This window comes from Ensifer sp. NPDC090286 (assembly GCF_044769565.1).
Lineage (GTDB): Bacteria > Pseudomonadota > Alphaproteobacteria > Rhizobiales > Rhizobiaceae > Ensifer.
In genome coordinates this window covers 636,406-653,909 of record NZ_JBIVYF010000002.1, presented here as the reverse complement: position 1 = coordinate 653,909, position 17,504 = coordinate 636,406, and the positions used below count along the sequence as shown (strand labels likewise).

Here is a 17,504-nt window from a genome sequence, read left to right as displayed (position 1 = left end):
GCGCGCTTAAACGAGCGCTGCGCGTGCGAGCTGGTAGAAATAGGTCGCACCGCGCTCAAGAATGTCGTCGTTGAAATCGTAGCGGGTAGTGTGCAGCCCGCTGCTGTCGCCGTTGCCGATCAGCACATAGGCGCCCGGCACCTTTTCCAGCAGGAACGAGAAGTCCTCGCTGCCCATCAGCGGCTCAGGCAACTCGATATAGGCATCCGCGCCGAACGTGTCGGCGATCACCGCACGCGCGTCCTCGACCGCCTCGGCATCGTTGATCGTCGCGGGATAGCCGACCTGCCAGTCGAAGACGGCTTCGGCGTTGTAGCTTTCCGCTTGCAGGCGGGCGATCTGCTCGACACGCTCCTGCAACTGCTTGCGGACGACAGGGTCCATGGCGCGCATGCTGATTTCCAGCACCGCAGTATCCGGAATGATGTTGGAAGCGGAACCCGCCTGGAACGAGCCGACCGTCAATACGGACGGCTGGTGCGGCGAGACGTTGCGCGAGACCAGCGTCTGCAGCGCCATCACGACGCTGGAACCGACGACGACCGGGTCGACCGTCAGTTCCGGCTGCGCGCCGTGGCCGCCCTTGCCCTTGATGGTCAGCGTCAGCACGTCGATCGATGCCGCCATGGCGCCGGCGCGGCTGGAGAACTGGCCGACCGGAAGGCCCGGCCAATTGTGAAGCGCATAGACCCGTTCGCAAGGGAAACGCTCGAACAGGCCGTCCTCGATCATCAGCTTGCCGCCGCCGAAATTCTCCTCGGCCGGCTGGAAGATCAGGTGAACCGTGCCGTTGAAGCTCTCGTCCTTCGACAGCGCCCAGGCCGCGCCGAGCAGCATGCTGGTGTGGCCGTCATGGCCGCAGGCGTGCATCGCGCCCGGATGCTTGCTCTGATAGGCAAGGCCGGTCTCTTCCTGCATCGGCAGCGCGTCCATATCGGCGCGAAAGCCGATGGCGCGGTTGCTGTTGCCGCGCTTCAGCGTCGCAACGATGCCGGTTGTCGCAAGACCCCGGGTGACCTCGAAGCCCCAGGATTGCAAGAGGCCGGCGACGAACTCGGAGGTCTTCACCTCGGAAAGGCCGATCTCGGGCATTTCGTGCAGCGTGTGGCGGATGTCGACGAGCTCGGGCAGGAATTCGGAAAAATTGGCGTCGCGCATTTCGGCCTCCTCAAGCCATCTGCAGGAACTGGCGCAGCCGCGCCGATTGCGGATCGCGCATCATCTGCTGGGGCGCGCCGCGTTCTTCGACCAGTCCCTTATGCAGAAAGATCACTTCACTCGAGATATCACGGGCGAGTGACATTTCATGGGTGACCATCACCATGGTGCGGCCCTCTTCGGCGAGCTTCTTGATGACGAGCAGCACCTCGTTGACGAGTTCCGGATCGAGCGCCGAGGTCGGCTCGTCGAAAAGCATCACCTCGGGCTTCATCGCCAGCGCCCGGGCGATTGCCGCGCGCTGCTGCTGGCCGCCGGAGAGCTGGTTGGGATAGTGATCGCGCTTCGGCGTGATGCCGACCTTTTCCATCAAGAGCTCGGCTTCGCCGATCGCATCCTTCTTCGTCATGCCGAGCACATGGATCGGCCCTTCGATGATATTTTCAAGGATGGTCTTGTGGGACCAGAGATTGAAGCTCTGGAACACCATGCCGAGACGGGTGCGGATATGTTCGAGCTGTCGCTTGTCGACGGCATGGAACTTGCCGTCCTTGCCTTTGACTGTGCGGATCACCTCGCCCGAGACGGAGATCTCGCCCTCGTCCGGCGTCTCCAGATAGTTGATGCAGCGCAGAAGCGTGCTCTTGCCGGAGCCGCTGCTGCCGATCAGCGAGATGACGTCGCCGGACTTTGCCTCGAAGGAGACGCCTTTCAGCACCTCGACGGACCCGAAGCTCTTGTGAATGTTCTTCACCGAAAGCGCTGATGCGACCATGTTCGTTCCTCTCGCGCGCCTTGGCGCGCCTCCTCTTATGCCTTCGCCGTGCGGTAGCGGGTGAGCCGCTTCTCGACGACGCCCATGATGCGCGTCAGGATGAAGACGACGGTGAAATAGATGATGCCGGCGGCAATCAGCGGCTCGAAGGTCAACAGCGACTGGCGCTGCAGGATGCGGGCGGTGCCCATCACCTCAAGCACGGTGATCGTCGAGGCGAGCGACGTCGTCTTCAGCAAGATGATCAGGTCGCCCGTCAGCACCGGCAGGCAGGAGCGGAATGCCTGCGGCAGGGTGATGCGGCGAAGGATCATCGACGAGCGCATGCCGATCGATTTTGCCGCTTCGATCTGTCCGCGCGGGATTGCCTTGATCGCGCCGCGGATAACCTCGGCATTGTAGGACGCCTGGTTGAGACTGAGCGCAAAGATCGCATACCACAGGCCATCACGCAGATAGGGCCAAAGGAAACTGTGGCGCACCCAGGTGCCGGGCAGGACTTGCCCAAGGCCATAGTAGACCAGATAGATCTGCACGAGCAGCGGCGTGCCGCGGAAGGCGAAGGTGAAAACATAGGCCGGCACCGACAGGATACGGCGGCCGGAAAGCCGGGCGAGCGCGACGAGGGTGCCGATGACCAGACCGAAGACGCCGGCGACGGCCGTCAGCAGCAGCGTCAGCGGAGTGGCCTTGAGCAGCGCCGGTAGAAAACCGAGGACGTTGGAGATCGTATCCATCAGTGGTGCCCCCGGTTGAGGCGGCGTTCGATCTGAGCGATCACCAGCACGGAAACGAGCGTGATCGCCAGGAACAGGATGGCCGTCAGCCCATAGAAAAAGATGTACTGCTTGGTGCCGGCTGCAGCGCGATAGCCGGTGTAGAGCAGCTCGCTGAAGGAGCCGAGCACGCTGATGATGGCGCTTTCCTTGGTGATCGACAGCCAGAGATTGCCCATGCCGGGAACCGCGTGGCGCATCATCTGCGGGAAGACGATACGGGTGAAGATCTTCTGCCTGGACATGCCGATCGAGACCGCCGCCTCGATCTGGCCCGGCGGCACCGAAAGGAAGGCGGAGCGCAGCACCTCGGTCATGAAGGCGCCGGAAACGAAGGCGAGCGCGATGATGGCCGCCCAGAACGGGCTGAACTGGAAGCTCTCGGCAACGAGGCCGAAGTGTTTCAACAGCCGTTCGGCGCCGCTTGCTACCGAGAAATAGAGAAGCAGGATGACGAGCAGCTCAGGAAGCGAGCGCACGACCGTCGTGTAGATGTCGGCGAGAAACCGCGGGACGCGGTGTTTCGACAGTTTACCGGCAGCCCCGAGGAAACCGAAGAGAACCGCAACCGCATAGGCGACCACGGATACCTGCAAGGTCATCAGCAGGCCCCAGGCGAAGTCGTCGCCCCAGCCCTCGCCGCCCCAGGCAAGCAATTGCCAGTAATAGTCCATCCGTCGTTACCTGTTCCCGAGTGTCTCGTCAGCCCCGGCGCCGCCCGCCCTCAGGTCGGGAAGATGCTGTCGCGCCTGCTGCGATGGTGCCCCGACGCTGCGGCCGGTTTGGCGATCGAGGCCGGCGGCGATCCAAGACCGCCGCCGGCTTCCAAGTCATGCGATCACTTCTTGCCGAAGATCCACTTGTCGACGAGCTTCTGCGTCGTGCCGTCCTTTTCCAGGGCAGCAAGGCCGGCATTGACCTTGTCGAGCGTTGCGGCATCGCCCTTGCGCACGGCATAGGCGACACCTTCACCGAGCGTGACGTTCTTCGGCACTTCGACCTTGACCTCGTAGTCCGCACCCTCAGGCGTCTTGAGGAACGTCTGGATATAGAGATCGGGGATCAGCACGTAGTCGACGCGGCCGGCAATGAGGTCTGCGACCGAATTGTCGGCGGTATCGTAGCTCTTGGCTTCGGCGCCGGTCAGGTACTTGGTGACATAGGCCGACTGGACGCTCGACGCCTGCACGCCGATGATCTTGCCCTCGACGCTTGCCGGATCGATGATCTTGCCGGAACCATCGGCCGCGTCGATTGTCTTGATCTCGCTGGTATCACCCTTGGAGCCGACGAAAGACGTGCCCTCGGTGTAGTACGGGGCCGAGAAATCGACGACCTGACGACGCTCGTCGGTGATCGAGAAGGCGCCGATGATGAAGTCGATCTTGTTTTCCTTGAGCGACGGGATCAGTCCGTCCCAGGCCATCTGGTTGATGTCGCACTTGACGGCCATCTTCTCGCAAAGCGCACGGGAAAGATCGGCTTCCAGGCCCTCCCACTCACCGCCGGCGTTGACCTGGGTGAAGGGCATGTAAGGCTCCGGCGTCATGCCGAGGCGCAGCGTGTCCTCGGCAAGGGCGCTGCCAGCAGCCATGGAAAGGGCGATCCCTGCGAACAGGGCGGTCTTCAACGTCTTCATAATGTTCCTCCTCGGGGATTGCGTCGGATCAGAGCGTGTTGCTGAACCAGCGCAGCGACATGCAGGACAGACCTGCGTCGATCTTGCCGATCTCCGTCGTCTTCATGGGCACGACCTTGTAGCCGAGCTTGTCGAGCATCTCGATCGTGCGCGGGAAGTCCGAGCCGACCATGACGACGTCGTTGACGCGCAGTGCGTTCGCCGCAGGCTCTTCGCCCTCTGGAATGATCACCTGCTTGAAACGCTCAAACGCACCGGACTTGGCAAGGCGCGCGGTCGACAGCACGGTCTCGTCATCAAGCAGCGAGCAATCGGTCTTGAAGTGCAGCACGCCTTCCGGCGTCGCGACGATCTCGCTCTTGCGGCCGAGCTTCGTCAGGCAAGCCTGAAGGGCTTCGGCGCCGACCTTGTTGGTGCGGGCCGAAAGGCCGATCATCACGCTTTCGCGGGTGGTCAGCACGTCGCCGCCGTCGGCAAAGCCTTCGCCCGGCAGGTCGAGCACGGTCTCGAACATGGCGCGCAGCGTCGGCTCGATCTCCGGCGTTTCCTTGACGCGCGTCTCAGCACCCGGACGCAAAAGGATCGCGCCTTCGGTAAAGACCAGCGCCGGATCCTCTACGAAGATCGAGTCCGGGAAGGCTTCGAGCGCCGGCAGCACCGTGACCTTCACGCCCGCATCCTTCATCGCCGCGATGTAGGCGTCGTGTTCAGCCTTCACGCCCTCAAAGGTCGGGTTGCCGCGATCGTCGGCACGCAGGCCGTTGACGACCGACTTCGACGGGGTGCGCACGATGATGTTGTTGAACTGGTAGACAGGGCGTGACTGCGACATTTGTAATACCTTTGGCTTGGATGAGGTGCTTCTAGCGATCGGACATGGCGGCGTAAAGCGGTTGCTTGTTCACGTTTTCCCGACGGGACAGGTGAACGCCAGCGAGCATGCAGCGCACGGACCCGCCGGCAAGCTCGATGGTCGGAACGTCGAAGGCGAGAACACGCGCCGAGACCTCCAGCGCCTTGATCTGGTCGGAGCGGAGCGAAGCGAGTGCGCGGGCCGACATGACGACGACGCGGCCGTCGGCCCCATCGAGTTCGATGGCATTGCCGGCGAAGTTTTCGATCTGCTCCAGCGTCAGGTCGATGACCTGGCGGCCGGTCTCTTCCAGGCGGGCGCAGATTTCCTGGCGGCGGGCCGCATCCGGGATCATGCTCGTGCCGATCAGCGCGAACTCGGTGCCGATGCACATCAGCACGTTGGTGTGGTAGATCGAGTTGCCCTGGCGATCGACCGCGCCGAAGATCATCGGCTCGAAATTGAAGTGGGTGCAGAAACGTTCCAGCGCCACTTCATTGGTGCGGTTGGAGCGGGCGGCATAGGCGACGCGGCCGATGTGGTCGAGCACCATGGCGCCGGTGCCTTCGAGATAGACGCCGTCCTTTTCGAGGCCGGAATAGTCGATCACGTCCTGAACACGATACTCGTTCTTCAGCATCTCGATGATGTCGGCGCGGCGCTCGCTCTGGCGGCTTTCCGAATACATCGGATAGATCGCGACGTGACCGCCCGAGTGGGTCGAGAACCAGTTGTTCGGGAAGACCGAGTCGGGACGCGTCGTCGTTTCGTCTTCGAAAAGGTGAACCGCGACGCCGGCGTCGGCGAGCCCGTCAGCCATGCGGCTGACTTCGTCATAAGCCTCCTTGGCGATTGCCGATGGCTGGCGCGCCGCGTCGGTTGCCTGGAAGGCGTTGTCCTCGGCCGTCATCGGGTTCGGGCCGAAATGGTGCGGACGGATCATCACGACGCCCTTCGGCGCCTGTACGGACAGTCTCTTCATCTTACGCAGCGCTCCGCTCGACGGGGGCCGTCGGCTGCTGCCGGAACAGGCCATAGAGATCGCGCGGATGCTCGGGCTGCGTCGTCAGGTCGAGCTCGGTATAGAACGGGGTGCCCTGGATCTTGTCGCGCAGGAAACGCAGCGCCGAGAAGTCCTCGGTGGCAAAGCCGACGGAATCGAAGATGGTGATCTGGGCGCTCGAGCGACGGCCTTCGGCCTCGCCGGCAATCACCTGCCAGAGTTCGGTGACCGGGAAGTCCGGCGCCATCTGCTGGATCTCGCCTTCGATACGGGTCTGCTCCGGATATTCGACGAAGACTTCGGCGCGACGCAGGATATCGCCCTGCAGTTCAGTCTTGCCGGGGCAATCGCCACCGACCGCATTGATGTGCACGCCGGCGCCGACCATGTTGTCGGAGAGGATCGTGGCGTTGCGCTTGTCGGCCGTGACGGTCGTGATGATGTCGGCGCCAGCAACGGCTTCTTCCGCGGTGGCTGCAACGACGATGTCGAAGTCCATATCCGCGAGGTTGTTGCAGAACTTGGTCGCCGCTTCGCTGTCGATGTCGAAAACCTGCAGCCGCTTGACGCCGAGCAGCGCGCGGAAGGCGAGCGCCTGGAATTCGGACTGGGCACCGAGACCGATGATCGCCATCGAGCGGGCGTCGGGACGAGCGAGGTACTTCGCGGCCAGCGCCGATGTCGCCGCCGTGCGCAGGCCCGTCATGATCGTCATCTCGGAAACGAGACAGGGGTAACCGGTGCTGACATCGGAGAGAACGCCGAAGGCGGTCACCGTCTGCAGGCCGACATTGGGGTTTTTCGGGTGGCCGTTGACGTATTTGAAGCCGTAATGCTCGCCATCGGAGGTCGGCATCAGCTCGATGACACCCGTCTTCGAGTGGCTCGCAAGCCGCGGGGTTTTCTCGAATGCGTTCCAGCGGCGGAAATCGTCCTCGATATATTCCGCAAGACCCACAAGGAACGTCTCAATGCCGATCGATTTGACCAGCTCGATTACGTTGCCGACACCGACATACTGAACCACGTTTAAAACTCCATCGGAGAAATTCGATGAAGTCAGCGTAGGCTTGCAAGAAGTGAGTTGAAATTTTAAACTTGCGCAAAATTGAACGGTATATTGAGCAATTTGCGCAATCGTAATATACATCTTTCATGCATATCTTCGATGACCTCGATCACCAGCTCATCTCGCTCCTGCGAGAAGACGGCCGCGCGCCCTACTCCAAGATCGCGGCCGTGCTCGGCATATCGAGGGCGACCGTGCAGACTCGCATCGACCGGCTGCTCGAGAGCGGGGCGGTGCTCGGCTTCACCCTGCGCGTGCGGCAGGATTATGACGATCGCGCCATCCGTGCGATCATGATGATCGAGGTGAGCGGCCGCAACACCACCAAGGTGATCAAGTACCTGCGCGGCCTGCCCGAACTCTATGCGCTGCACACCACCAATGGCGGCTGGGACCTGGTCGCCGAAATCCGCGCCAACAGCCTCAGCGATTTCGATCGCATCCTGCGCGAAGTGCGCGACGTCGACGGCGTGTCGAACAGCGAAACGAGCATCCTGCTCAGCACCGTCTAACGCTTCTAACCATCATCTGCGCAGCTCGCGCCACCAAGACAGGCATGATAATGAGCCATATCCCCCAGATCGACTACGACACCGCTTCCGACGATATCCGCGCCGCGCATGACGAGGAGGTCCGCGTACGCGGCCGCATGACCAACATGAAGCGCACGCTCCTGCATTCACCGGTCGCGCACCGCATCTATGCGGAATGGTTCACGTTGCGCGAGGAACTGCGCCCGGCCCTCGACGACCGGGCGATCTGGTTCCTCTCCCATTCCATCTCGGAAGCGATGAAGTCGCCGATCGCCATGGGCTTCTTCCGCCGCGCCTTTGCCAATGCCGGCATCGATTTTCATACGGTCGTGCCGAGCGAAGACGAACAGCGCCTGATCGCCTTCGGTCGCGCGATCGTCGCCGACAGCAATGCCGTTCCGGAGGAAATCTGGACGGGCCTCAAGGCGCGCTACAACGCCAAGGCGCTGGTCGACCTCGTCGCCTTCGCCGGCATCATGGTAGCGACGGCGCTCTTCAACAACGTCGTCGAGGTCGAGTTCGACAAAGAACTCGAAGCTTTCGTCGATTGAGACCGAGAAGAGCCGCATGACGAACGAGACGACGATCAGACGCGCGACCATGGCGGATGCCTCCAGTCTTGCGGCGATCAGCCTGGAAGTCTGGCTGCACACGTACATCAGGGAAGGCGTCAACGCATTCTTTGCCGACTATGCGCTGGAGCAGTTTACCACCGCGCGCTTCGAAGAGATCCTGCGCGACGGCAACGAGACCGTCTGGGTTTCGCAGAACGCCGTCGGCATCGACGGCTTCTTGCACATGTCGGCGAATTCGCAAGCGCCGGTGGGCATCGCCTCCGACCTGGAAATCACGACGCTCTACGTCCAACCCCGCCACCATGGTCGCGGCCTCGGGAAAGCTCTCCTGAAAACCGGCCTGCAATTCTGCCGGGACACTGACCAGCCAAGCACGTGGCTGGCAGTGAACGCTGAAAATGAAAAGGCCACGGCCTTCTACCTCGCGAACGGTTTTGAGAGGGCAGGAGAAACCCATTTCATCATCGGCGACCAGGCTTATCCCAACCACGTTCTTCAGTTTCGCTTGAACCGCTAATCGCTCCGAACAGTGCCTCGCGCCACGGAACGCTTGACGTCAATCATTTGCGTGTATATACACACATAATGTCTCGTTGCTACTGTGCCCTCCTACGCAAAGCCACCCGGAGAGTGACATCCGTCTATGACGATGCACTTCATCCGATTGGCCTCAACCTTGCTCAGTTCAGCCTGCTTCGGCACATCGCGCGCGATGAACCGATCTCGATGACCGAGCTTGGCCGGAAGATCGAACTCGAGCGATCAACGGTCAGTCGCAACGTCAAGGTGTTGGAGGGAATGGGATTGGCCGCGACGGGAAGCGGAAAGGACCAGCGGGAGGCCATCGTCGAATTGACCGAGAGCGGCCACCGGATACTGGCTGACGCCGCACCGCTCTGGCAGGCCGCCCAGGACGAGATCGAGGGTCGGCTGGGAGCCGACGCCACCGCCCAGCTGGAGGACCTGCTGCTGGCGCTTTAGCGCCTCGTTTCCAGATCAACTTTCTGGTCGCAGTCTGCGACTTTTGGCCAGGATGATCCAGGCAGCCTGCGCTGCCCGGAACCGGAAGAATACTGCCAACAACGGTTCAATCTGCGACCTGCGCTCCCAACCGCCCGCGCAGCGCTATCGCATGCCCGAAAACATAGACAGAAGGAAATCGACGATGCTCGGTCCGGCGCTTGCGCGTTATCTTGCCAGACGCAATATCCATTACGGCTGGGCTGTCGCCGCCGTCACCTTTCTGGTCATGCTGTCAACCGCCGGCGCCATGGGCTCGGCCGGCGTACTGATCAAGCCGCTCGAGACTGAATTCGGCTGGACAAATGCGCAAATCTCGCTGGCGCTCGCCATCCGGCTTTGCCTTTTCGGTCTGCTCGGTCCGTTCGCTGCATCCTTCATGAACCATTTCGGCGTGCGCCCGGTCGTCTCCACGGCACTGATCCTGATCATCTCCGGAATCGCCGCCTCCTTCTACATGACGGAACTCTGGCACCTGGTCGCTATCTGGGGCGTAGTGCTCGGCGTCGGTACCGGCATGACGGCGCTTGTGCTCGGGGCCACGGTCGCGACGCGCTGGTTCGACAAGCGACGCGGGCTCGTCGTCGGGCTGATGACCGCCAGCAACGCCACCGGGCAACTCGTCTTCCTACCGCTTCTTGCATCCCTCACCGAAACGATCGGGTGGCGCTCGGCGCTGACGCTGATCATCGTTATCCTGCTTGCGGCCTTCACGCTGGTCCTGCTTTTCATGCAGGATCGCCCTGGCGACCTCGGCCTTGCGCCCTTCGGCTCGAAGCAGATGGCTCCGACACCGCCAAAGGCGAAGAGCTTCGGGGAACTGCTGATCGCACCGATCCGGGCGCTCGTCGACGCCGCCAGGACCAACACCTTCTGGGTGCTGTTTGCCACCTTCTTCGTCTGCGGCTTCAGCACCAACGGACTGATCCAGACCCACTGGGTTTCGATCTGCGGCGATGTTGGTATTGCCCCGGTTGCCGCGGCAAGCCTGCTGGCACTGATCGGCGTGTTCGACCTGATCGGCACCATCGGCTCCGGCTGGCTGTCGGATCGTTACGACAACCGCTGGCTGCTCTTCTGGTTCTATGGTCTGCGCGGCCTGTCGCTGATGTTCCTGCCGTTCAGCGGCTTCAACATCTACACGCTGTCGATCTTTGCGGTCTTCTACGGGCTGGATTGGGTCGCGACCGTGCCGCCGACCGTGAAGCTCTCGGCCGAACGCTTCGGACCGGAGCGCGCCGCCCTTGTCTTCGGTTGGGTTTTCACCGGTCATCAGCTCGGAGCCGCCAGCGCCACCTTTCTCGCCGGGGCCAGCCGCACGTCGCTGGAGACCTATACGCCAGCCCTGATAGCGGCCGGTATGCTCTGCATCGTCGCAGCCCTCTTGGTGTTGACCATCGGCCGGCGCCAACCGGAGGCGCTCACCCCGCAACCGGCCTGAATGGGTCTCAGCAGTGGATGCATCAAAAAAGGGCGGGCTGCCAATGGCAGCCAGCCCTTTTTTTGTTTTAGATCTGGAGACCCCGAAGGTCAGTGGCCGAACGTCGTGACGAATTCCGGATTGCCGCGGATCGTGTTGCTGACGGTGCAGATTTCGTTTTCGGCCGCTTCCGCGATCGCATGGCGGACCGTGTCGTCGAAATCGCCATTGATATCGAAGACGATGTTGAACTTCGCCACACGGGAGGGCTCGTCATAGGCCTTCTCGCCGGTCACCTTGGCGCTCACTTCCGTCAGCCGGTCGAGCACGCCAAATCGGCTGGCGGCAATGCGGGCGCTCAGCACCAGGCAGCTTGCGAGCGACGCATAGAGCAGGTCGAGCGGGCCGTAGCCGGCCTGCGACGGGCCGGTGACGATATCGAGTTCGCCGCCGGTCACCGACGTCACATGCGGAAAGCCGGTCTTGCCGACGACCGCCGTCGCACCGGTTTCCCGCGTTCTCACCTTCACATCCGCCATTTCGCAAACCTTCCCAGAACTTGATCAAACCAATCGGTAGAAACACGTCGCCCCGGGCCGGAAGACCCAGGGCGTTTTGATATGTGCGCCTTTTTCTCATCGGCGCAAGGGCGATCGCTGGCCGATCAGTTCTTCTTCACCAGGCGGTAGAAGACGAAGTCGGAGGTGGCGCCGTTGACGTAGCCTTCAACCTTGTCCTTCATCGCGACCTGGGTCGCAGCCTGGAACATGATCACGATCGGCGACTTTTCCTGCACCTTGCGCTGCAGGTCGACGTAAAGCGCGTCGCGCTTGGCGGGATCGGCTTCCTTGAGGGCTGCCTTGGTCGCCTCGTTGAGTTCGGCCGGAACCGCCCAGCCGTTACGCCAGGTGGTCGTCGACTGGTACTTGTCGTCGGCATTGTCTTCGTTGTAGGCGAAGGCCTTGGCGTTCGAATGCGGGTCCATGAAATCCGGGCCCCAATAGAGCAGCATGGCTTCATGCGTGCGGGCGCGGTACTTGGTGATGACCTGGCTGCCGGTGCCCGGGACGATTTCGAAGTTGATACCGGCTTCGGCAAACGAGGCCTGCAGCGACTGCGCCATGTCGGTGAACGGCGTCGAGTTGATGACGTCGAGGGTCACCTTGATCGGCGTCTTGATGCCGGCATCGGCGAGGATCTTCTTCGCCTTTTCAACGTCGTAGCTGTAAGGCGTTTCATCGAGCGAACCCGGGAAGCCCTTCGGCCAGAAGGCCTGGTGAACATCCATCTGGCCCTTGAGGAAGCTGTCGGTCATGCCCTTGTAATCGACGAGGTAACGCGCAGCTTCCCAGACGGCCGGCGGCTGCAGGGCTGCGTCCTTCTGGTTGAACGACAGGAAGTGCACGGCGGCCTGCGGGTAGGATTCGACCTTTACGCCGTCCTTGCCTTCGAGACCCGACACCTGGTCCGGCGTCAGGTTCTTCGCCATGTCGACGTCGCCGGTCTGCAGCATCAACTGCTGGGTCGCGGCTTCGGCCACGTGGCGGATGATGACGCCCTTGATTGCCGGAGCGCCGCCGAAGTAGTTCGGGTTGCTGGCAAGGTTCAAGAGTTCGCCGGCGCGGAAGGCCTTGAGAACGAACGGACCCGAACCAGCCGAATTGGCCTTCAGCCAGGCATTGCCGAAGTCGCCGTCAGCCTCGTTGGCCTTGACGGTTTCCGCATCGACGACCGAAGCCGGGCGGGCGGCGAGAACGTTGAGCACGAAGGCCGACGAGAAGTCGCCTTCGTACTTGATCGTGACCTTGTTGCCGTCGGCGGTCACCATCTTGTCGATGTTCTCAGGGGTCCAGCCGAGCTGCGTCAGAATGAAGGCCGGCGCCTTGTTGAGAACGACGACGCGCTTGAAGGAGTAGACGACGTCGTCGCCGCGCAGCGGGTTGCCCGAGGAGAAGGTGACGCCATCACGCAGCGTGAAGGTGATCGTCTTGGCGGCATCGTCGGCCGTCCATTCGGAGGCAAGACCCGGCGCCAGCTTCTTCACGTCGGGCGCATCGTACTGCACCAGGCGGTCATAGGTCTGGGTAACGTACTCGCCCGAGGAAAACTCGTAAGCCTCGGCCGGATCGATGCTGACGATGTCGTCGATATTCTGGGCGACGACCAGCACATCCGCTGGCGTTTCGGCGAGTGCGGCCGGCGCCACGCTCATCATCAGGGACGCCGCGAAGACCGCGGCCTTGAACATTCTCATCATCATTCTCCTATTTTCGATGAGGCTTGGTTTTTGTGGGTGCCGGCTTCAGCGCCGATTGCGGCCCGCCGGTCTCGTTGGATTGGGGGGCGCGCAGGCGGAAGAGCGGCAGCGTGCCGGTCCATATCAGCCGCACGGGCCTGTCAGTCTTGTTCCACCAGTAATGCGGCTGGATGCCGCGAAAATGCAGACCGTCTCCGGGCGAAAGCATGGTGTCGTCGCCGTCGAGCCCGAACAGGATTTCGCCTTCGAGCATGTAGACGAGCTCTTCGCCCTCGTGGCTGAAGACCTCGGACCGATGCCCCGGCGGAATGGTGATAACAAAGCTCGACAGCTGGTTGCCGGCAAAATCCGCACCGATGCGCTCGTAGGAAACGGGCGAGCCGCCGACCGAAAACACCATGCGGCCTTCGGCACGCGAGAGCCCTGTGTCGATCGCCGGGGCAAGGATGAAATGGTTGAGTTCGGCGCCGAGCCCTTGGGCTATTTGCGCCAGCGTGCCGAGTGACGGCATGGCGAGATCGCGCTCGATCTGGCTGAGATAGCCGACCGAAACGCCGGCCGCATCGCTGAGCGCCTGCAATGTCATATGCATCTGCCGGCGGCGCGCACGCACCAGCGCGCCCACCTTCGGCTGCCCTGCCCCGGCCGATTTGCCCGAGGCGGCTTGCGTATCCTCAGACGGATCGCTCACAGCGGTTATTCCTCCCGTTTCCGCCCAGTAAAATTTTTTTGATTTAAGCAAACTTATTTATATACTCCAAGCGAATTTTTGCGGTATCGACAATTCAGACCGCAAGCGAAGAGGGATGGAATCGCCACGTGGCAAACAACAGCACCACAGCAGCAGCGCCTGTACGACGCGCCGCTCGGCCCAGCCGGGCACGCCAGCGCCTTTTCTCGTTCATGGGCTTCCTGGTTACGCTTGCGATAACCTTCCTCGGCCTGCTCGCCATCACCTTTTTCATCGGCCGCATTGTCCCGATCGACCCGGTCCTGGCAGTCGTCGGCGACCGCGCACCCGTCGCCGTCTATGAGCGCGTCCGCCAGGAAATGGGCCTCGACCAGCCGCTCATCACTCAGTTCGTCAGCTATGTCGGCGATGTCGCCACCGGCAATTTCGGCACCTCCGTTTCGACCGGCAAGCCCGTGATCGAGGACCTCGCCCGCGTTTTCCCGGCGACGCTCGAAATGGCGACGCTCGGCATCATCCTCGGCGTTCTCATCGGCGTGCCGCTCGGTGTTTTTGCCGCCGCCCGCCGGGGCTCCTGGCTCGACCAGGGCATCCGCGTCATCGGTCTGCTCGGCTATTCGGTGCCCGCTTTCTGGCTAGGTCTCGTCGGCCTGGCGATCTTCTACGCGAAGCTGAAATGGGTCGGCGGGCCCGGCCGTGTCGATATCTTTTACGACGGCATGGTGTCGCCCGTGACCGGCCTGATCCTCATCGACAGCATCATCGCCGGCGAATGGGAGATCTTCCGCAACGCCGTCTGGCACCTGATCCTGCCGGCCTCCTGCCTCGGCTTCTTCTCGCTCGCCTACATCGCCCGTATGACGCGCTCTTTCATGCTCGACCAGCTGAGCCAGGAGTATGTGACGACCGCACGGGTCAAGGGCGTGCCGGAGCGCCTCGTCATCTGGCGCCATGCCTTCCGGCCGATCCGCGTGCCGTTGATCACCGTCATCGGGCTTTCCTATGCCGGCCTGCTCGAAGGCTCCGTGATGATCGAGACGATCTTCTCCTGGCCCGGCATCGGCAACTACCTGACCGTCGCCCTGCTCAACGCCGACATGGCGGCCGTGCTCGGCTCGACCCTCGTCATCGGCGCGGTCTTCATCGGCATCAACAAGATTTCGGACGTGCTCTACCGCGTGCTCGATCCGCGTGCACGCTAAGGGAGGAGCGACCATGACCGCACTTCGTGAATGGCTGATCGACGACAGCCCCGCTTCGCCGATGCAGGCGCGCCTCGGGCGCTTCTACCGCATCTTCGGCGCGCTGATGCGCAATCCGCTCGCCGTCGTCGGCGCCGTCATCATCCTCGTTCTGGTTCTGACCGCGCTCTTTGCGCCGTGGCTTGCCACCCATGATCCGCTGCGCCAGTCGCTCGGCGAACGCCTGCTGCCGCCGAGCGCTGCCCACTGGATGGGAACCGACGAGCTCGGCCGCGACATCTGGTCCCGCGTCGTCTACGGTTCACGCATCACGCTCGCGATCGTCACGCTGGTTGCCGTGCTCGCAGCCCCTGCCGGCCTGGTGATCGGCGTTGCCGCCGGCTATTTCGGCGGCTGGGTCGACCGTATCCTGATGGGCATCACCGACATCTTCCTGTCGCTGCCGAAGCTCATCCTGGCGCTGGCCTTCGTCGCAGCCCTCGGCCCCGGCATCGAGAACGCGATCATCGCCATCGCGATCACCTCCTGGCCCGGATACGCCCGCGTGGCGCGCGCCGAAACGCTCACCTTCAAGAACTCCGAGTTCATCTCGGCGGTGCGCCTGCTCGGCGCCTCCAGCCTGCGCGTCAATCTCGGCCATGTGCTGCCACTCTGCACCTCCTCGATGATCGTGCGCGTCACGCTCGACATGGCCGGCATCATCCTGACGGCCGCCGGTCTCGGCTTCATCGGACTTGGCGCCCAGCCGCCGCTTCCCGAATGGGGGGCGATGATCTCGCGCGGCCGCTCGTTCATTCTCGACCAGTGGTGGGTTGCGACCATGCCGGGTTTTGCCATCATTCTCGTCAGCCTCGGCTTCTGCTTCCTGGGCGACGGCCTGCGTGACGTGCTCGACCCGAAGAGCGGGGAGCAACGCTGATGAGCAATCTTCTCGAAGTCGAAAAGCTGCGCGTCACCTTCCCGACGCCCCGCGGTGATCTCGAAGTGGTGCGCGGCATCTCCTTCACCCTCGGCCGCGAGCGCCTCGGCATCGTCGGCGAGAGCGGCTCCGGCAAGTCGATGACCGGCCGCTCCATCCTGCAACTGATCCGGGCGCCGGGTCGCGTCACAGCCGACAAGCTCGTCTTCGACGGTGTCGACCTCCTGAAGCAGTCCGAGCGGCAGATGCGCGCCATCCGCGGCGCCCGCATCTCGATGGTGATGCAAGACCCGAAGTTCTCGCTGAACCCGGTCATGACCATCGGCGAGCAGATCGCTGAGGCGCTGCTGACGCACCAGAAGCTGCCGCGCCGCGAGGTCAACAACCGCGTGCTCGCCATGCTCGAATCGGTGCGCATCGCCGATCCGGAACGCGTCGCCAAGCTCTATCCGCACGAAGTGTCCGGCGGCATGGGCCAGCGCGTGATGATCGCAATGATGCTGATCCCCGAGCCGGACCTTCTGATCGCTGACGAGCCGACCTCGGCGCTCGACGTTTCCGTCCAGGCGCAGGTGCTCGACATCATCGACGAACTGGTGAAGCGCAAGGGCATGGGGCTGATCTTCATCAGCCACGACCTCAACCTCGTCTCCAGCTATTGCGACCGCATCCTCGTCATGAACACCGGCGAGGTGGTCGAGGAATGCAAGGCCGGCGAACTGATGGCAGCAAAGCATCCCTACACGCGCGGGCTGATCGCCTCGATCCCGCGCCTTGATGAAACACGGGACGAGCTGCCGGTGCTCGACCGCAGCGCATGGGCCAAGGCATGACCGCGCTTTCTCTGAAAAACCTCGACATCTCCTACGGCGACGTGCAGATCACCCACGACGTCAATCTCGACATCGCCGACGGCGAGAGCTTCGCCCTTGTCGGCGAAAGCGGCTCGGGGAAGTCGACCGTGCTGAAGGCCATCGCCGGCCTCGCGCCGGAGTGGACAGGCGAGATCACCGTGCTCGGCGCACCACGCGGCCATGGCATAGACCGCGCCTTCTCGCGCCAGTGCCAGATGGTGTTCCAGGATCCCTACGGCTCGCTTCATCCGCGCAAGACGGTCGACGCGACGCTCGGCGAAGCGCTGACGATCCACGGAATCGGCGACCGCAGTGCGCGCATCGAAGAGGTCATGACCTCGGTCGGCCTCGACCGCAAGTTTCGCTTCCGCTTCCCGCATCAGCTCTCGGGCGGCCAGCGCCAGCGCGTCGCGATTGCCCGTGCATTGATGCTGAAGCCGAAGGTGCTTTTGCTCGACGAGCCGACCTCGGCGCTCGACGTCTCGGTCCAGGCCGAAATCCTCAACCTGTTGAAGCGCCTCAGGCGCGAGCAGAACCTCACCTTCCTGATGGTCACCCACAATCTGGCCGTCGTCTCCTTCCTCTGCGATCGCCTGGCCGTCATGCGCCAGGGCCGTATCGTCGAGATTGCCGATGTCGCCGACCTCAAGCGCGGCGACCTCAAGGATCCCTATTCGCGTGAACTGATGCAGATCAGCGCCGCGCATGCCAACTAGGATGGGACAACAGTGACGATTTCTCGTCCGTCCCCTTCTAAGAT

General features: G+C 62.7%; 20 protein-coding genes. 9 read left to right on the top strand and 11 right to left on the bottom strand.

Features of this window, described 5'->3' with window-relative positions; all coding sequences use genetic code 11:
• Positions 1-6: 6 nt before the first annotated feature.
• The 8 genes from ACIQUG_RS13195 to ACIQUG_RS13160 form a co-directional block, all read right to left on the bottom strand.
• Positions 7-1,158: a M20 aminoacylase family protein gene (locus ACIQUG_RS13195; protein ID WP_402322072.1), complete on the bottom strand. Its 1,152-nt coding sequence runs from the start codon at positions 1,156-1,158 to the stop codon at positions 7-9.
• A gap of 10 nt (positions 1,159-1,168) precedes the next feature.
• Positions 1,169-1,933, bottom strand: coding sequence for an ABC transporter ATP-binding protein (locus ACIQUG_RS13190; RefSeq protein ID WP_402322069.1), 765 nt, complete (start codon positions 1,931-1,933; stop codon positions 1,169-1,171).
• Between the two features lie 35 nt (positions 1,934-1,968).
• The gene (locus tag ACIQUG_RS13185) at positions 1,969-2,670 is read right to left on the bottom strand and encodes an ABC transporter permease (protein WP_402322066.1); all 702 of its coding nucleotides are present in this window, start codon (positions 2,668-2,670) and stop codon (positions 1,969-1,971) included.
• Positions 2,670-3,383 carry an ABC transporter permease gene (locus tag ACIQUG_RS13180; protein ID WP_043613509.1) on the bottom strand — a complete coding sequence of 238 codons (714 nt, stop codon included), beginning with the start codon at positions 3,381-3,383 and terminating at the stop codon, positions 2,670-2,672. Before ACIQUG_RS13180 ends, ACIQUG_RS13185 begins: the two co-directional genes overlap by 1 nt.
• A 164-nt stretch (positions 3,384-3,547) precedes the next feature.
• Complete coding sequence (locus ACIQUG_RS13175; protein ID WP_077964471.1) at positions 3,548-4,348, bottom strand: transporter substrate-binding domain-containing protein; 801 nt, start codon at positions 4,346-4,348, stop codon at positions 3,548-3,550.
• Between the two features lie 28 nt (positions 4,349-4,376).
• Positions 4,377-5,180 carry a dimethylarginine dimethylaminohydrolase family protein gene (locus tag ACIQUG_RS13170; RefSeq protein ID WP_043613513.1) on the bottom strand — a complete coding sequence of 268 codons (804 nt, stop codon included), beginning with the start codon at positions 5,178-5,180 and terminating at the stop codon, positions 4,377-4,379.
• Between the two features lie 31 nt (positions 5,181-5,211).
• Positions 5,212-6,183: a citrulline utilization hydrolase CtlX gene (gene ctlX / locus ACIQUG_RS13165; RefSeq protein WP_402322061.1), complete on the bottom strand. Its 972-nt coding sequence runs from the start codon at positions 6,181-6,183 to the stop codon at positions 5,212-5,214.
• Between the two features lies 1 nt (position 6,184).
• Positions 6,185-7,267 carry an ornithine cyclodeaminase gene (locus ACIQUG_RS13160; protein ID WP_402323029.1) on the bottom strand — a complete coding sequence of 361 codons (1,083 nt, stop codon included), beginning with the start codon at positions 7,265-7,267 and terminating at the stop codon, positions 6,185-6,187.
• A gap of 92 nt (positions 7,268-7,359) precedes the next feature.
• Here ACIQUG_RS13160 and ACIQUG_RS13155 point away from each other — a divergent pair, with 92 nt between their 5' ends.
• The 5 genes from ACIQUG_RS13155 (at position 7,360) to ACIQUG_RS13135 (ending at position 10,842) form a co-directional block, all read left to right on the top strand.
• A complete protein-coding gene (locus ACIQUG_RS13155; RefSeq protein ID WP_043613515.1) occupies positions 7,360-7,785 on the top strand; it encodes an Lrp/AsnC family transcriptional regulator in 426 nt (141 codons plus the stop codon).
• A gap of 50 nt (positions 7,786-7,835) precedes the next feature.
• Entirely contained in the window at positions 7,836-8,357 is a 522-nt protein-coding gene (locus ACIQUG_RS13150; protein ID WP_402322057.1) for a hypothetical protein, read from the top strand.
• A 16-nt stretch (positions 8,358-8,373) separates the two neighbouring features.
• The gene (locus ACIQUG_RS13145) at positions 8,374-8,898 is read left to right on the top strand and encodes a GNAT family N-acetyltransferase (RefSeq protein ID WP_402322054.1); all 525 of its coding nucleotides are present in this window, start codon (positions 8,374-8,376) and stop codon (positions 8,896-8,898) included.
• A gap of 68 nt (positions 8,899-8,966) precedes the next feature.
• Positions 8,967-9,362, top strand: coding sequence for a MarR family winged helix-turn-helix transcriptional regulator (locus ACIQUG_RS13140; RefSeq protein ID WP_402322051.1), 396 nt, complete (start codon positions 8,967-8,969; stop codon positions 9,360-9,362).
• Positions 9,363-9,546: 184 nt separating this feature from the next.
• The gene (locus tag ACIQUG_RS13135) at positions 9,547-10,842 is read left to right on the top strand and encodes an MFS transporter (RefSeq protein ID WP_402322048.1); all 1,296 of its coding nucleotides are present in this window, start codon (positions 9,547-9,549) and stop codon (positions 10,840-10,842) included.
• A gap of 89 nt (positions 10,843-10,931) precedes the next feature.
• Here the strand turns inward: ACIQUG_RS13135 and ACIQUG_RS13130 are convergent, their stop codons facing one another.
• From ACIQUG_RS13130 to ACIQUG_RS13120, 3 genes are all read right to left on the bottom strand, one after another.
• Positions 10,932-11,360: an OsmC family protein gene (locus ACIQUG_RS13130; RefSeq protein ID WP_402322046.1), complete on the bottom strand. Its 429-nt coding sequence runs from the start codon at positions 11,358-11,360 to the stop codon at positions 10,932-10,934.
• 125 nt (positions 11,361-11,485) lie between these two features.
• Positions 11,486-13,075, bottom strand: a complete 1,590-nt coding sequence (locus tag ACIQUG_RS13125) for an ABC transporter substrate-binding protein (RefSeq protein ID WP_402322043.1) — start codon at positions 13,073-13,075, stop codon at positions 11,486-11,488.
• Positions 13,076-13,085: 10 nt separating this feature from the next.
• Positions 13,086-13,769 (bottom strand): helix-turn-helix domain-containing protein, encoded by a 684-nt coding sequence (locus tag ACIQUG_RS13120; protein WP_402322041.1) that lies wholly within the window; start codon positions 13,767-13,769, stop codon positions 13,086-13,088.
• Positions 13,770-13,981: 212 nt separating this feature from the next.
• Between ACIQUG_RS13120 and ACIQUG_RS13115 the strand changes: the two genes are divergently transcribed.
• From ACIQUG_RS13115 to ACIQUG_RS13100, 4 genes are read left to right on the top strand one after another with little or no spacing between them, the layout of a single operon-like run.
• Positions 13,982-14,971 carry an ABC transporter permease gene (locus tag ACIQUG_RS13115; protein ID WP_402323028.1) on the top strand — a complete coding sequence of 330 codons (990 nt, stop codon included), beginning with the start codon at positions 13,982-13,984 and terminating at the stop codon, positions 14,969-14,971.
• A gap of 13 nt (positions 14,972-14,984) precedes the next feature.
• Positions 14,985-15,890, top strand: coding sequence for an ABC transporter permease (locus tag ACIQUG_RS13110; protein ID WP_402322037.1), 906 nt, complete (start codon positions 14,985-14,987; stop codon positions 15,888-15,890).
• Entirely contained in the window at positions 15,890-16,723 is an 834-nt protein-coding gene (locus tag ACIQUG_RS13105; RefSeq protein ID WP_402322034.1) for an ABC transporter ATP-binding protein, read from the top strand. The genes ACIQUG_RS13110 and ACIQUG_RS13105 overlap by 1 nt, the downstream gene beginning before the upstream one ends.
• Entirely contained in the window at positions 16,720-17,460 is a 741-nt protein-coding gene (locus tag ACIQUG_RS13100) for an ABC transporter ATP-binding protein (protein ID WP_192449676.1), read from the top strand. The genes ACIQUG_RS13105 and ACIQUG_RS13100 overlap by 4 nt, the downstream gene beginning before the upstream one ends.
• Positions 17,461-17,504: the final 44 nt, after the last annotated feature.